The 13,397-nt window shown below is 61.4% G+C and carries 16 protein-coding genes; 8 read left to right on the top strand and 8 right to left on the bottom strand.

The window, feature by feature from the left end:
* Window positions 1-29: 29 nt before the first annotated feature.
* The 3 genes from AKV04_RS16720 (at window position 30) to AKV04_RS16730 (ending at window position 2,288) form a co-directional block, all read left to right on the top strand.
* Window positions 30-1,073, top strand: coding sequence for an NAD(P)-dependent alcohol dehydrogenase (locus AKV04_RS16720; protein ID WP_054007562.1), 1,044 nt, complete (start codon window positions 30-32; stop codon window positions 1,071-1,073).
* Window positions 1,074-1,287: 214 nt separating this feature from the next.
* Window positions 1,288-1,803: a DUF1097 domain-containing protein gene (locus AKV04_RS16725; protein WP_054007563.1), complete on the top strand. Its 516-nt coding sequence runs from the start codon at window positions 1,288-1,290 to the stop codon at window positions 1,801-1,803.
* Between the two features lie 83 nt (window positions 1,804-1,886).
* The gene (locus AKV04_RS16730) at window positions 1,887-2,288 is read left to right on the top strand and encodes a VOC family protein (protein ID WP_054007700.1); all 402 of its coding nucleotides are present in this window, start codon (window positions 1,887-1,889) and stop codon (window positions 2,286-2,288) included.
* Between the two features lie 93 nt (window positions 2,289-2,381).
* On the opposite strand, the gene AKV04_RS16735 is transcribed toward AKV04_RS16730, so the two are convergent.
* From AKV04_RS16735 to AKV04_RS16770, 8 genes are all read right to left on the bottom strand, one after another.
* Window positions 2,382-2,837, bottom strand: coding sequence for a DoxX family protein (locus AKV04_RS16735; RefSeq protein WP_054007564.1), 456 nt, complete (start codon window positions 2,835-2,837; stop codon window positions 2,382-2,384).
* 81 nt (window positions 2,838-2,918) lie between these two features.
* Complete coding sequence (locus AKV04_RS16740; RefSeq protein WP_156317614.1) at window positions 2,919-3,236, bottom strand: hypothetical protein; 318 nt, start codon at window positions 3,234-3,236, stop codon at window positions 2,919-2,921.
* A gap of 98 nt (window positions 3,237-3,334) precedes the next feature.
* On the bottom strand, window positions 3,335-4,525 hold the full coding sequence (locus AKV04_RS16745) for a low temperature requirement protein A (protein ID WP_054007566.1): 1,191 nt from the start codon (window positions 4,523-4,525) through the stop codon (window positions 3,335-3,337).
* A gap of 218 nt (window positions 4,526-4,743) precedes the next feature.
* Window positions 4,744-5,988, bottom strand: coding sequence for an ABC transporter substrate-binding protein (locus AKV04_RS16750; RefSeq protein ID WP_054007567.1), 1,245 nt, complete (start codon window positions 5,986-5,988; stop codon window positions 4,744-4,746).
* Window positions 5,989-6,060: 72 nt separating this feature from the next.
* On the bottom strand, window positions 6,061-7,113 hold the full coding sequence (locus AKV04_RS16755) for an aldo/keto reductase (protein WP_054007568.1): 1,053 nt from the start codon (window positions 7,111-7,113) through the stop codon (window positions 6,061-6,063).
* Entirely contained in the window at window positions 7,110-7,451 is a 342-nt protein-coding gene (locus tag AKV04_RS16760; protein ID WP_235815679.1) for a TIGR04076 family protein, read from the bottom strand. The genes AKV04_RS16755 and AKV04_RS16760 overlap by 4 nt, the downstream gene beginning before the upstream one ends.
* Window positions 7,451-7,921 (bottom strand): DUF3830 family protein, encoded by a 471-nt coding sequence (locus tag AKV04_RS16765; protein ID WP_054007570.1) that lies wholly within the window; start codon window positions 7,919-7,921, stop codon window positions 7,451-7,453. Before AKV04_RS16765 ends, AKV04_RS16760 begins: the two co-directional genes overlap by 1 nt.
* Complete coding sequence (locus tag AKV04_RS16770) at window positions 7,918-8,625, bottom strand: GntR family transcriptional regulator (protein WP_202905644.1); 708 nt, start codon at window positions 8,623-8,625, stop codon at window positions 7,918-7,920. The genes AKV04_RS16765 and AKV04_RS16770 overlap by 4 nt, the downstream gene beginning before the upstream one ends.
* Before the next feature lie 91 nt (window positions 8,626-8,716).
* Here AKV04_RS16770 and AKV04_RS16775 point away from each other — a divergent pair, with 91 nt between their 5' ends.
* The 5 genes from AKV04_RS16775 to AKV04_RS16795 are packed head-to-tail and all read left to right on the top strand — an operon-like array spanning window position 8,717 to window position 13,359.
* Entirely contained in the window at window positions 8,717-9,481 is a 765-nt protein-coding gene (locus AKV04_RS16775; protein WP_054007572.1) for an ABC transporter ATP-binding protein, read from the top strand.
* On the top strand, window positions 9,478-10,215 hold the full coding sequence (locus tag AKV04_RS16780) for an ABC transporter ATP-binding protein (RefSeq protein ID WP_054007573.1): 738 nt from the start codon (window positions 9,478-9,480) through the stop codon (window positions 10,213-10,215). The genes AKV04_RS16775 and AKV04_RS16780 overlap by 4 nt, the downstream gene beginning before the upstream one ends.
* A complete protein-coding gene (locus tag AKV04_RS16785; RefSeq protein ID WP_054007574.1) occupies window positions 10,212-11,120 on the top strand; it encodes a branched-chain amino acid ABC transporter permease in 909 nt (302 codons plus the stop codon). The genes AKV04_RS16780 and AKV04_RS16785 overlap by 4 nt, the downstream gene beginning before the upstream one ends.
* Complete coding sequence (locus AKV04_RS16790; protein ID WP_054007575.1) at window positions 11,117-12,061, top strand: branched-chain amino acid ABC transporter permease; 945 nt, start codon at window positions 11,117-11,119, stop codon at window positions 12,059-12,061. Before AKV04_RS16785 ends, AKV04_RS16790 begins: the two co-directional genes overlap by 4 nt.
* Window positions 12,061-13,359, top strand: coding sequence for an NAD(P)/FAD-dependent oxidoreductase (locus AKV04_RS16795; RefSeq protein ID WP_054007576.1), 1,299 nt, complete (start codon window positions 12,061-12,063; stop codon window positions 13,357-13,359). Before AKV04_RS16790 ends, AKV04_RS16795 begins: the two co-directional genes overlap by 1 nt.
* Window positions 13,360-13,397: the final 38 nt, after the last annotated feature.

The following is a 13,397-nucleotide window of genomic DNA, read 5'->3' on the forward strand; positions in this document are numbered from 1 at the left end:
GACCATCAAAATCAGGAAAGGGCTGCGAAATGAAAGCCGCAAGACTTTACGAATACGACCCCGCGATGAACGTCCAGTTGAAGATCGAAACCGTCAAAGCCCCCACCATCATGGGGCCGACAGATGTGATCGTCAAAGTCGGGGCGGCGGGTCTGTGCCGCACCGATCTGCACATCATCGAAGGCGTGTGGAAAGACATCATGGATCAGGGCGGCAACCTTTTGCCCTACATCATGGGCCATGAAAACGCGGGCTGGGTCGAGGATGTCGGCTCGGGCGTCACCTCGGTCAAACCCGGCGATACGGTGATCTGCCACCCGCACCGCACCTGTGGCATTTGTCTCTCGTGTCGCTATGGCGATGACATGCACTGCGAACACAGCCTGTTTCCGGGGCTGGGTCTGGACGGCGGCTTTGCCGAATATTTTCTGACCTCTGAGCGCAGCCTGATCAAACTGAACCCCAACATCACACCGCTGGATGTAGCCCCGATGGCCGATGCAGGCATCACCGCCTACCGCGCCGCCAAAAAAGCCGCCAAAGCCCTGCGCCCAGGTGCCTATTGCGTGATCGTCGGGGTAGGGGGCTTAGGCCACATCGCCCTGCAATGCCTGCACGAAATCTCGGGCTGCCGCATCATCGCGGTTGACCGTGAACCCGCCGCTCGGCAGCTGTGCAAAGACCTCGGCGCGGATTTCGTGCTGGATGGCGGCCCGAATATCATCGAAGAGATCAAGCAAATCACCGGCGGCGGCGCGCAAGTGGTGATGGATTTCGTCGGCGAACTCGGCGTCGAAAACCTGTGCTGGAAAATGGTGCGCCCCGGTGGCGAGCTGATCATGATCGGCTACGGCGGCAAGATCGAAGTGCCCACCGCGCATCTGGTGATCAATGAGATCAACATCGGCGGCAGCCTTGTCGGCAATTACACCGAACTGGTCGAGTTGATGGAGCTGAACGCAGACGGCAAGGTCAAGATGCACTATGCCGAATACAGTTTGGATAACATCAACCAAGCCCTCGATGATTTCAAACACCGCCGCTTCGCGGGCCGTGGCGTGATCGTGCCGTAAGGCCAACCGCCGCCCAGCCGCAGCACATCCCAAGGCAGCGGTGGCAGATCGCGGCTGCCTTGCGGTGGCGTGTTGCCGTCTGTCCCGCCGAAAGCGCGGTGGCCTGAACGAAACCGGGGAAGGGCAATCCTGCCTGCTGCTGGCATTTCCTCGGTTCCTGCAACGCCCAGCACCTAAGAAGAACAGCCAGAAATCTGGCAAGAGGGAGAGAGAAGTGGATATCATAACAGCATTGGCGGTCTCAATCGGCCTGTTGGGCGCGGTTGCGACCTATTTGTTCCTGACCATCGGCACCATCCAGATTTGGGTGGCCTTCATCGGTTGGGCAAGTTTTTACCATTGCGGCGGCGGTGTGGATGGCTTGCGCAAATCGGTCTGCGCCAATCTGTGGGGCGTGGTGATGGCTTACATCGCGCTGCTGTTGATCACCCAAGTCGACTCGGGCTTGCCGGGGGTGCTCTGGCCATCGCTGGTAGTCGGGATAACTGCGGGCATCCTGGTGATGGGGGCGAAAATCGAGGCGTTCAGCATCATCCCCGCCACAGTCTACGGCTATGCCTCAACCGCAGGTTACGGCTTGTTATCGGGGGCATCGTTGACCGCGCTGACGGCGGCCAATCCGCTGATCTGCGTCGCGGTTTCTCTGGTGATTGGCGGTGTGTTCGGTTTGGTGTCCGAACGTTTCGCTGCTATGCTGAAACGGCCTGAGACTCGGGCCTCAGAAGTTTAACCCAGCACATGGGCGGGGCAGGTGGGTTTGACCGACCTGCCCCGCCTGTTCGGCCTACGCGCAACTCTATGGAGAAACGCATCATGTCAAATCTCATCCATGCGATGATCCGCGTTTTGGACGAAGCGCGCTCTGTCTCGTTTTATGAACAAGCCTTCGGGCTGCATGTCGCGGATCGCTTGCCGTTTGACACCTTCACGCTGGTCTATCTCAGCAACCCCGAATCCGAATCCAATTTTGAACTTGAGCTGACCATCAATTCCGGGCGCACCGAGCCTTACAACATCGGTGATGGCTATGGCCATTTGGCGCTGTCGGTCGCCGATCTTGAGGCCGCGCATAGCCGTCTGACAGCCGCTGGACTCGCCCCCCGCAAGATCGTGGAATTTGCCCCGGCGGGTGAGGTGATTGCGAAATTCTTTTTCATTGCCGACCCGGATGGCTACCAGATTGAGGTGCTGCAGCGCGGGGGGCGCTACCGTTAGACCGCAAACTGGCTCGGCTAAAAAGCCAAACGGGCCGGACGCAGCTCCATCCGGCCCGCAGCAATTATAGGTATCGCAATCATAGATATCGCGTCAGATCTGGCGTCCAATCAGACGGTCCACCGAATACCGCCCCGCGCCGTTCAGCGCGAAAAACAACGTCACGCTGGCCCAGATGATCGAAAGCTCGGCGCCTTTATAGCCCTGATCTAGCTGGACCCAGTGGAACCACACCGTCACCAGCAGCACCACGGTTGTCGCCAAAGCTGCGGGACGCGCCAGCAAGCCCACAATCAACAGCAAACCACCAAAGAACTCGGTCGCAGCCAAAGCGGTGGCCCACAGCCAGCCCGGATAAAACCCGATGCTCTGCACCATCTCGACCGCGCCCAGCGGATCCTGGATTTTCGGCCAGCCGTGGATCACGAAAGCCACGCCGACCACGACGCGCAGCAGCGTCTCGGCCAAGGGCGCAAGCCGCGCGTAAACCGGCGCAAGCGCGGGGATCACATAGCCGGCATCGCCGCTGTTTTGAGTCGTATTAATCATGTCATATCTCCTAAAACCGCGCATCCGGCCTTTCCGGGGCTGCACTGAAATCGGTTTGGCCCCAAAGGACCAGCACAGCTTTCAGACAGAGACTCGCGGCGGTTTCCAAGGCGCGACAGGTGAGGATTTCGGCTTGCCCAACGCCAACTCGGCCGAAACCGCAGCGCATCTACCATCCCGATCAACCGTCACATCGCCCAGCAAAATCGCATCGAAGCACTTCTTGCCAAGCGCATCGCCAGAGGTCTCGGCAGTCGCCCGCAGCGCAGGACCCATGCACATCTCAACGCTTGAAAGCTTCAAACAATCGCTGCCAGAATGCTGCACCCCCGCCGTGGCAAGCATCGCCACAAGAGCGATGCCGACAAGCAGATGGATCAATCGCGGCAGCAAAGACATATAGGACTTTTCAGTTTGGACGATGCCAGCATAGCAGCGAAGCTTGCGGACAACCAGTGCTGGGCGGGTAAACACCGCTGGCGCAGGTGTTGCAGCGTTCAGGCCGCTTTGCCGCTGGCCGCTTTTCCATGCGCAAACCCGGCCAGCGCCAGCATCAACGCGAAGACACCAGCCCCCAGCCACAACCCGTTCAGATGCAGCATCAGGCAAAGCCCGCCACAAACCGCCGAGGCCAGTACCGCTTCCAAATAGCTGAGCGGCAGTTTTTGCGCCATGGTGCGATGGAACAGCGCCAAACCCGCCAGAAAGATCGCAGGCCCTGCGGCAGCAATTAACGCCACCGGCGCGTGCACGGCCTCCGGCGGATGCGCCAGAATCATCTCGATGGCGACACCCATCACGATGGCACCACACGCCATCACGCCATGCGCATAGGCCAGCCCCGCCCGCGCCAGCTTTGTATGATCTGACGAATGCGCAAAGCCATGCTCACCCGCGTCAGAGAGATGCACGAAGTAAATCCACCACAGGCTGAGGATCAGCATAAACCCAAGCCCCGCCGCCGCGAGAACATCGGCGTGCAGCGGGTGTTCCACCAACAAACCGCCCAGCAGCAGAACGGATTCACCCAAGGCGATGATGAACACCTGCTGATTGCGCTCCAGCAGATGCAAGCCCCGCAAAGGCCAGCTTTGCATCGGCGTGGAGCCATGCTTTGGCAGCCAGAAACCATTATAGGGTGCGGCAAAATCCAGCAAAACCGCCACGATCCACAGCCAAACCCGCTGGTCTGGCAGCACAGCCCCCGCCACCCAGAACTGCCCGGAAATCACACTCCACGCGCAAAGCTGGGCATAGTTCTGCCCCATCCTTTGCCCCGGGAACACCAGCGCCATATAGCCCGCGCGGATCATAGCCATCGTAACATAGGCGCTTACGAACAGCCCCGACCGGCTGCCATAGGCCTCGGGTATCGCCACCGCCATCAGTAAGGCGCAGCCCATCAACACAGCCATCAGCATCCGTCCACTGGCATGATCGGGGTTCAGCCAGTTCGTCGCCCAAGCCGTGTAATTCCACGCCCACCACACAGCGGCAAACAAAGTCAGCGCCTCCAAAGCGCCCATCCAACTTTCGTGCGCCAGCAGGAAATGCGACAGTTGGATGATCGAAAACACATAAACCAGATCGAAAAACACACCCATATTGGTCACGCGCGGGCTGTCCTGCGGTCCTAGTTTGCGCAGGGCGCTGGTGGGGATGAAACGGTCGATCAAAGAAGCCGCCATGTTTGCCCCTTATGCTCTGTCACTGATTTTAAAATATATTCAGGATATTTGACGCCGCTGCAACAAAAGCTGCGCTCGCTTTGTCGTGCAGAGCAGGCTCACTTTAAGCGCCTCAAGGCGGCAGGGCAGGGTGCATAAAAAAATCGGCCCGTGCTGCGGGCCGATCTGTTTTTCTGATGTTTTCCAACTACGGCACGGCAACCGGCCGCGCCAAGCCGTTACTTCACCTCGGCCTTGACCTTATCGACATCCGCCGTGGTCATCTCGCCAATCGTGGTGACTTTGCCATCCACGATCTGCCACAGCCGGAACGGCCCCGAGATATCGCCGTATTGGTCGAAATTCACCGGGCCAATCACGCCTTCATAGCGGATCGCCTTGCCGTCTTTGATCAGCGCCAGCGCCTTGGTGAATTCTTCCTTACCTGCATGGATCACCTCACCCGCCGGATCGACCGCCTTGCGCAAAGCCTCGGGCAGTTTTGCCGCATCCGGCCCGCCCGCGATGGCGATGGCCAGACCCACCAAAGCGCCCGCATCATAGGAACGGTCAGCCGCAGGGGCTGCCGGGTCCAGCCCCGAGAACGCATTGTAGTTGGCATTGAAATACTCGGTCGAGGCCGAAGCCACACTGCCGGATGAGGTGCCATAAGCGTTGCCCAGGTATTCCTTGCCGACAGCGGCCACGAAATCATCCGAGTTCATGCCATCATTCAGTAGGAATTTCTGCACGCCACCTTGGCTGATCCATGTCCGCGCGATGGTGGCCCCATCAACCGGATCCGAGATCAGATACAACGCATCCGGCTCGCCCGCCAAAGCGGCGGTGACTTCTGACGCATAGCTGGATTGCTTGGCGTTGTAAGGCGTGACCGAAACCACCGTGCCCCCCAAAGCCGTGTAAGGGGCGGTAAATTCCTTCACCAGATTGACGCCGAAGTCGTTGTTCTGATGGATGATCACGATTTTCTTCATGCCCTGATCCATCGCGAACTTCGCCGCTGCCACGCCTTGCAGCGCGTCCGAAGTGATGGTGCGGAAGAACACCCCATTGGTTTTGCCATCTTTGCCCAACTCGGTCAGTGTCGGTGAGGACGAGGCGGGCGAAACTTGCAGCACCTTCGCGGGCCCGGTCACCGAAGTCAGGATCGGGATCGACATCGGGCTGATGATGCCGCCAATAATCGCAGGCACCTTGGCCACCTGCACCAGTTGCGTCGCCGCATCGACCGCCAAATTCGCCTGCGTCTGGCTATCGCGTGTGTCGGTTTTCAGCGTGCAGCCCGCAACGCCCCCGGCATCGTTCAGATCGCGAAACGCCATCTCAACCGATTTTGCCCCAGCCTGACCATAGGCCCCGGCCTCGCCGGTCAGTTCAAGCACCAGCCCGACGGTGATATCGCAGGCCTGCGCACCAAGTGGCATCAGGGCCAAAGCGGCGCTGGCTAAAAGTAACTTTCTCATGTTGTCCTCATCTGTTGAATTGGCCTTTTGTTATCCGCGCAGGAACAGGCAACTCTGCGCGCCAGCGCCCGGTCAGGACGCCTTATTCAGATTGTATTTGATGATCTGGCCGTGCCTCCCCTGACGGTCACGCTCCAAAGTATAGGTGTCGCCTTCGGGGACATGGCCCTGCGCCAGCACTGCTGCGATTTCCGCGCGGTCTTGCGCTGTCAAAGCCAACCCCGCCACCTTCAAATTCTGCGCCAGATGGCTGCGATTGCGCGCCCCCACAATCACCGCCGCGACGGCTGGCCGATCCAGCATCGCAGCGCTGGCGACGGTGGCGATATCGGTGTCATGCCGATCCGCGATCCCCCGCAAGCAGCGCAGCAAGGCCTGAAACAACTCCCAGCCGCCAAAATCGTCGATGATCAGCTTGTATTTGGTCAGCGAGCGGTTTTCCAATGGATGCTCTGGCTCGGCCACACCCAGCCAGCGATCCCCCAAGAACCCGCCCGCCACGGTGCCATAGCAGAAAATCCACATGCCATTTGCGCTGGACGCCTTGGCCATCAACCGCTCCGCCCGCGTATCCAGCAGCGAATACTGCACCTGCATCGACAACAAAGGCACCCCGGCCTCGATAATCTCCAGCGTGCGGGCGGTGTCGAAATTGGTGCCGCCGATCTGGTCAACCTTTCCTTCCAGCCGCATCTCATTCAGCCAACCCACGGCCTCCAGATACCGCGGCACCGCGTAGTCCCACCAATGGAACTGCACCAGATCCAACCGCTCCATCCGCAGCCGTGACAGCGATGTTTCCACGCTGCGCCGGATGCTGGCACGATCCACCACTGCCAAAGCCGCCAAATCCGGCACCAGTTTGGTATGCACCTTGATCCGAGCCAAAGCCTCGGCCCCGCGCTGACTGCCATAAGCGGTGCGGAACGCGCCGATCAATTCCTCAACACCCGTGTAGATATCCGCGCAGTCGAAACTGGTAATCCCGGCATCGGCGAAGGCGATCATATCGTCAACCTGCTGCGCCGCATCGACTGGGCCATGCCCGCCTGCCAACTGCCAACCACCGCGGATCACCCGTGACGTGGTATAGCCGGGACGCAATTCTAGGGTTGGAACGCTCATGCTTCAGGCTCCTTTGGCAGTGGAACGGCGGTGGTATCAGCGTGCGAGAACCGCCGCTTGCCCAACCGGGTGATGCGCAGCCGCGACGGGCAATGCGGATCGGGGCAGGCGACTTCGGCATCAGAGGTCATCCAGTCATGCGGATGCGTCACCCGCTGTTTGGCGGGCAACAAAGGCAGGATCGACGACAAAGAATAGATCGAGAAACTTTGCCCCGGCGGCATGTGCAACTGCTCACCCCGCAACTCAAACCAATCGCCGACGGTGCCGCAGTAAATCTTCGCCCCCTCAGGAGCCACCAATTCCACCCGCAGATCGTAAAGCTCAAACTCATCCATCATGCGACCCTTTCAAACGTGATCTCACAAGCGCCCGCGCGGCGTATCTTCCCGCAAGCCTCGGCCAACGCCGCGCGATCTTCGGGCCGCACCTGTGCCACAACCGACCCGGCCAGCCAGCCAATCGGAAACAGCATCCGAGCGCCGGGGCCATAAAACAGCCCGATGTCAAAGATCGGATCAGGATTGCCCCCCCACATCCGCGCCGGCACATAGGCCAGCACAATATCGCCCGGTTGCGGATGCAAAGTGGCGTTTTCCGGGGGCAGGGCAGGTTCTTCCCCCAGATGCGCCGCAGGGATCGGGCAGGAAATTTCCGGCCCGGTCCACATCGCATGAATTCCCGGCACCACGCGCGGGGTTTCCAGATAGCGCCACAGGAAAGCCGCGTTGACCGGAGCTTTCTCGGGGCTCAACACCGCCAAAATATCCATACCCGAGGCTGCGTGGCTGATGCGAATAGAATTCATGCGGCGATCTCCTTCGACAAAAGTTTCTTGCGCAAAAACGCAAAGGGGCGGCTGATATCGGCGACCAAAGCCTCCCGCGCGGCCTGCGCTTTGCCCGCCGCCAAGGCCTCAATCATGCTCAAATGAAAATGCGCCGAGTCCGACTCTCCCGCTTCCGAAAACGCGAAAATCGCCGCCCGCGTGCAGGGCCCCGATTGCAGCCACAAGCTTTCGATCATCGGGATCAGCACGGGCGAGCCGCAGGCATTGTAAATCTCAAAGTGAAACGCCTGATTGAGGGCCGCTTCCTGATCCACAGTCGCCGGATCGCCATCCAGCCGTAGCACCTGCCACTCCGCCATATAGCCGCGCAAGGTGGCAACAATCGCCGGGGTCATCCGGGGCGCGGCCAAAGCAATCGCCTCGCCCTCAATCAAAATCCGCGTGCGCAGCAGATCGTCAATCCGCTCCAAAGTCATCGGCGGCACCCGGATCGAGCGGTTCGGCAGCGCCTCTAGCGCGCGTTCGCTGATCAGACGCCCCAAAGCATCGCGCACAGGCATGGTCGAAGTCATCAGCGCATCCGACAACTGCCGGATCGTCACCACTTGCCCCGGCGCAAACAGTCCACTGATCAGGGCGCGACGCAACTCGGTATAAACCCGATCCTGCACACTCTCTCGCCCCACTGGGGCCAGTGTCAAACCTGTTTCAGCAACCGCCATCTGAACCTCACGAATCATCTTGCTAGATCAAATTAGACGCTCATACTGTGATCAAATCAAGTGTGATCACAGATCAAACATCAAGGTGACCATGACAGTTCTGCAAGCGATCAATGTGTCCAAGCGGTTCGGCGGCATCACGGCCGTGGATCAGATGTCGTTCTCTGTGGCCTCAGGCGAAATCCTTGGCCTGATTGGGCCAAACGGCGCGGGCAAGACCACGATGTTCGATCTGCTGGCAGGCTCCGTTGGGGCCACCTCCGGGCAGATCAAACTGATGGGGCAGGACGTGACCCAATCCCCCCCACATCGCCGCTTGGCGGGCGGCATGGGCCGCACCTTCCAAATTCCGCGCCCGTTCCCTGAACTCTCATTGCTCGACAACATGCTGCTCGCCCGCCAACATCAAAGCGGCGAACGTCTGTGGGCGAATTTCACAAGCCCCCGCCGCATTGCCGCCGAGGAGCGCGCCGCCCGCGACAAAGCTTTGGGCGTGTTAGACCTCGTGGCGCTGCGTAAACTGGCCGATGATCCCGCCCGCATTCTATCAGGTGGTCAGCGCAAACTGCTGGAACTGGCGCGAGTGATGATGGCCGATCCCAAGGTGGTTCTGCTCGATGAACCCGCCGCAGGCGTCAACCCCAGCCTGCTGGAAGTGCTGATTGACCGTATCCGCGACATCAACGGCACCGGCGTCACCTTCGTGCTGATCGAGCATAACATCGACATGGTCACCCGCCTCTGCCACCGCATCCTCGTGATGGCCTCCGGCTCCATGCTCTGCCAAGGCACCCCCGAAGAAGTCGCCCGCGACCCCCGCGTGATTGAAGCCTATCTCGGAGGAACCCCGGCATGAGCATCCTCGATGTGCCCATCCTTGACGTAAGGGGCCTGATCGCAGGCTATGAACCGGGGCTCTCCATCGTCAAAGGCGCGTCGATCCACGCCGATGAGAAAGAAATCGTGGTGATCCTCGGCCCCAACGGCGCCGGAAAATCCAGCTTTATCAAGGCCATCGCGGGCCTTGTTCCCATCACCGGCGGCGAAGTCCTGCTAGACGGCAAAGACATAACCTACGGAGCCGCCCACCTTCGCGTCCGCCAAGGTCTCGCCTTCGTGCCCCAAACCGAAAACATCTTTCCCCTGATGACGGTTGAGGAAAACCTCCGCGTCGCAGGCGGCGTTCTGCCCCGAGCCGAGGTTCAATCCCGCATCGACGAAGCCTACACCATGTTCCCCGACCTCGCCCGCCAACGCAAACTCGCCGCAGGCAGCCTCTCCGGCGGTCAGCGCCAAATGCTCGCCGTAGGCCGCGCCCTGATCGTGCATCCCCGCGTGTTGATGCTGGATGAACCCTCAGCGGGCCTGTCGCCGAAATTCGTCGAAATGGTCTTCACCCGTCTCAATGAAATCCGCCGCGCCGGCCTCACCATCGTCTTGGTCGAACAAAACGCCCGCGCCGCGCTTGCCATCGGCGACCGCGCCTATGTGCTGGTCGAGGGCCGCGAAGCCCACGAAGGCCGCGCCGCCACCCTCTGGGATGATCCGGTGGTGGCAGAACTTTACCTTGGCCAGCGGAGGCACGCATGAACCTGCAATTCATCGTAGACGGCCTAATCTCAGGCAGCCTGATCGGCCTCGGCGCCATCGGCATCACGCTCACTTACTCCATCCTGCGCTTTTCCAACTTCGCCCACGGTGATTTCATGGCCTGGGGCGCCTACGGCACCCTTTCGGTCATAGCGGCAATCGGCGCACTCGTCGGCACCACCGCCCCAATCGGCGCGCTTTCCTTCGGCTGGCCCCTGATCGCCGCCACCCTCATAGGCATGATCCTAACCGCTTGCCTCGCCCTCCTGCTCGACTGGTTGCTGTTCGCCCGCCTGCGCGACAAGGGCCAGTCGATCATCGTCGTGATGGCGTCTTTTGGGGCCTCCATGGCCCTGCGCAGCTTGCTGGAGTTCATCTTCACCTCCAGCCCGACCTACTTTTCACGCGGCATCCAGATGGCGATCCCGATTGGCCTCGGCATCCGCATCACCCCCGATCAGATGGTGATGCTGGCCACCACCGTGATCCTCGTCACCGCCATGCACCTGTTCATGTCGCGCAGCCAAACCGGACGCGAGATGCGCGCCTACAGCCAGAACCCTGCGCTGGCCCGCGTCGTCGGCATCGACACCGCCCGCGTGGTGCGCGCCACATGGATCATCGGCGCAGCACTGGCCTGTGCGGCCGGAGTCATGGTCGGCATCCTCGTGCAAATCCGCCCGCTGATGGGCCTCGATCTGCTGCTGCCGATGTTCGCCGCCGCCATCCTCGGCGGCATCGGCTCGGTTCCCGGAGCCGTCTTGGGCGGTCTGATCATCGGCCTGTCCGAAGCCGCTGCCGTGCAACTGATCGGCGCGGAATGGCGCGCCGCCATCGCCTTCGCCATCCTGATGGCGGTGCTACTCGTCCGCCCGATGGGCTTGTTTGGAAGGGCAGAAAGATGATTGATCTGTTGGGCTACGGCGCGTTCTTCATGTCCAGCGCCTTGATTTTCGGCCTCATCGCACTGGGCCTGAACCTGCAATGGGGCCAAACAGGCCTGTTCAACGTCGGCATCGCGGGGTTTGTGGCCATCGGAGCCTACACCTCGGCCATCCTGACCACGCCCGACACAGCCGACCGCATCGGCGGCTTTGACTGGCCAATCCTCGCTGGCTGGCTTGCCGCAGCCTTCGTCACCGCCGCCGCCGCCGCCTTCACCGGATTTGCAACCCTCAGGTTAAAATCCGACTACCTCGCCATCACCACCTTCGGCGTCGCCGTCGTCGTGCAACTGGTCGCCCTCAACGCCCAATCCTTAACCGGAGGCCCGTTCGGCGTCGCCTTCATCCCGCGCCCCTTCGCCAGCCTGCAAGACCAACCGGCGCTGTTCAACTTCATCAACCTCGGCGTCATCGCCGCTGTCACCATCGCCGTCTACCTTGCGCTGGAGCACCTCTCGCGCAGCCCATGGGGCAGGGTGCTGAAGGCGCTACGAGAAGACGAACGCGCCGCAATCTCATTGGGAAAATCCGCCCGATCTTACCGCATCCAAGCCTTCGCCGCAGGTGGTGCCGTCATGGGCCTTGCGGGCGCGGTCCAAGCCCATTTCATCGGCTTCATCGCCCCCAACGGCTACCTGCCGACCCTGACCTTCCAAGTCTGGGCGATGCTGATGGTCGGCGGGTCCGGTTCCAACCGAGGCGCAATCCTCGGCTCGGTCGTGGTCTGGGCGATCTGGGTCGGGGCAGGGGCGTTCAGCGCCGCCGTGGTCCCCGGCGATTGGCAAGCCCGCGCCGCATCGCTGCAAATCGTCGCCATCGGCGTGATGCTCTGCCTGATCCTGCTGTGGCGTCCGCAAGGCTTCTTCGGCCCGAACGGCTTCCTCGGAAAGCGCCGCTCATAATGAACCCCGAACCCCCAACCCTCTGGCACGCCACCGCAGCACCCGTCACCCCGCGTCCCCCGGCACAGGGCGAGATCACCGCCGATCTCCTGATCATCGGTGGCGGTTTCGCTGGCCTCTCCACCGCTTTGCACGCCGCCGAAGCGGGTCTAAAAGTCGTGCTGCTGGAAGCCAACCAAATCGCCCATGGTGCCACAGGCCGCAACGCGGGCTTCGTGGTGCCGAACTTTGCCAAGGTCGATCCAGACGGCGTCCGCGCCGCTTTGGGCGAAGCCAAAGGCACCCAACTGGTGCAAATGGCCGCCACCAGCGCCGATCTGGTGTTCGATCTGATCAAACGCCACGCCATCGCCTGCGATGCCCATCGCTCTGGCTGGATACAACCCTCGCACTCCGCCACTGCCCTCAACCGCGCCAAAGACCGAGTCCGCCAATGGTCCGCCGAGGGCCGCCCGGTGGAATTCCTCACCGCCACCGCCGTGCAATCCCTGACAGGCGCGCAAGGCTGGCTCGGCGGCTGGATCGACCGATCCGGCGGAGTGTTAAACCCTGTCGCCTATGCCCGAGGCCTCGCCCGCGCCGCCGACGCCGCAGGCGCGCAACTGCATGAAAACTCCCGCGTCACCGCCCTCACCGCCACACCAAACGGCTGGCAAGCCCGCACCGAAACCGCAACCATCCAAGCGGCCCGCGTCGTCAATGTCACCAACGCCTACGCAGATAACCTGATCCCCGGCCTCGCCCACAGCTTTTTCCCGCTGAAAGTGTTCCAGATCGCCACCGAACCCCTGCCGCAATCCGTCCGCACCCGCCTGCTCCCCGGCGGTCAATGCGTCTCCGACAGCCGCCGCAACCTGTTCACCTTCCGCTTCGATGCGGCCAATCGCCTGATCACAGGCGGGATGCACATTCTTGGAATAGGGGCTGACGTCCGCGTACCCAAAACCATCCACCGCCGCATGGCCCAAATGCTCAACCTGCCCGACCTGCCGCCGCTGCAATACGCATGGTCCGGCATCGCCGCCGTGATGCCCAACTTCCTGCCCCGCCTGATCACGCCAGCGCCCAACCTGATCGCAGGCATTGCCTGCAACGGACGTGGCATTGCGATGACCACCGCGATGGGGCACGAGCTTGCACAATGGGCGATAGGCAGGCCGCCCGAGGCGCTGGCGATCCCGGTAAGCACTCCCGCGCCGATCCCCCTGCACGCCCTGATGCGCCACGCCCCCAACGCTTTGCTGCCGATCAGCCAGTTGCGCGACTGTATGGAAAGCCCGGCAGGACTGGGCCGCTAAAGCCCACCTATCCCACGCCGCCCCGGACTTGATCCGGG

This window comes from Cypionkella psychrotolerans (assembly GCF_001294535.1).
GTDB lineage: Bacteria > Pseudomonadota > Alphaproteobacteria > Rhodobacterales > Rhodobacteraceae > Cypionkella > Cypionkella psychrotolerans.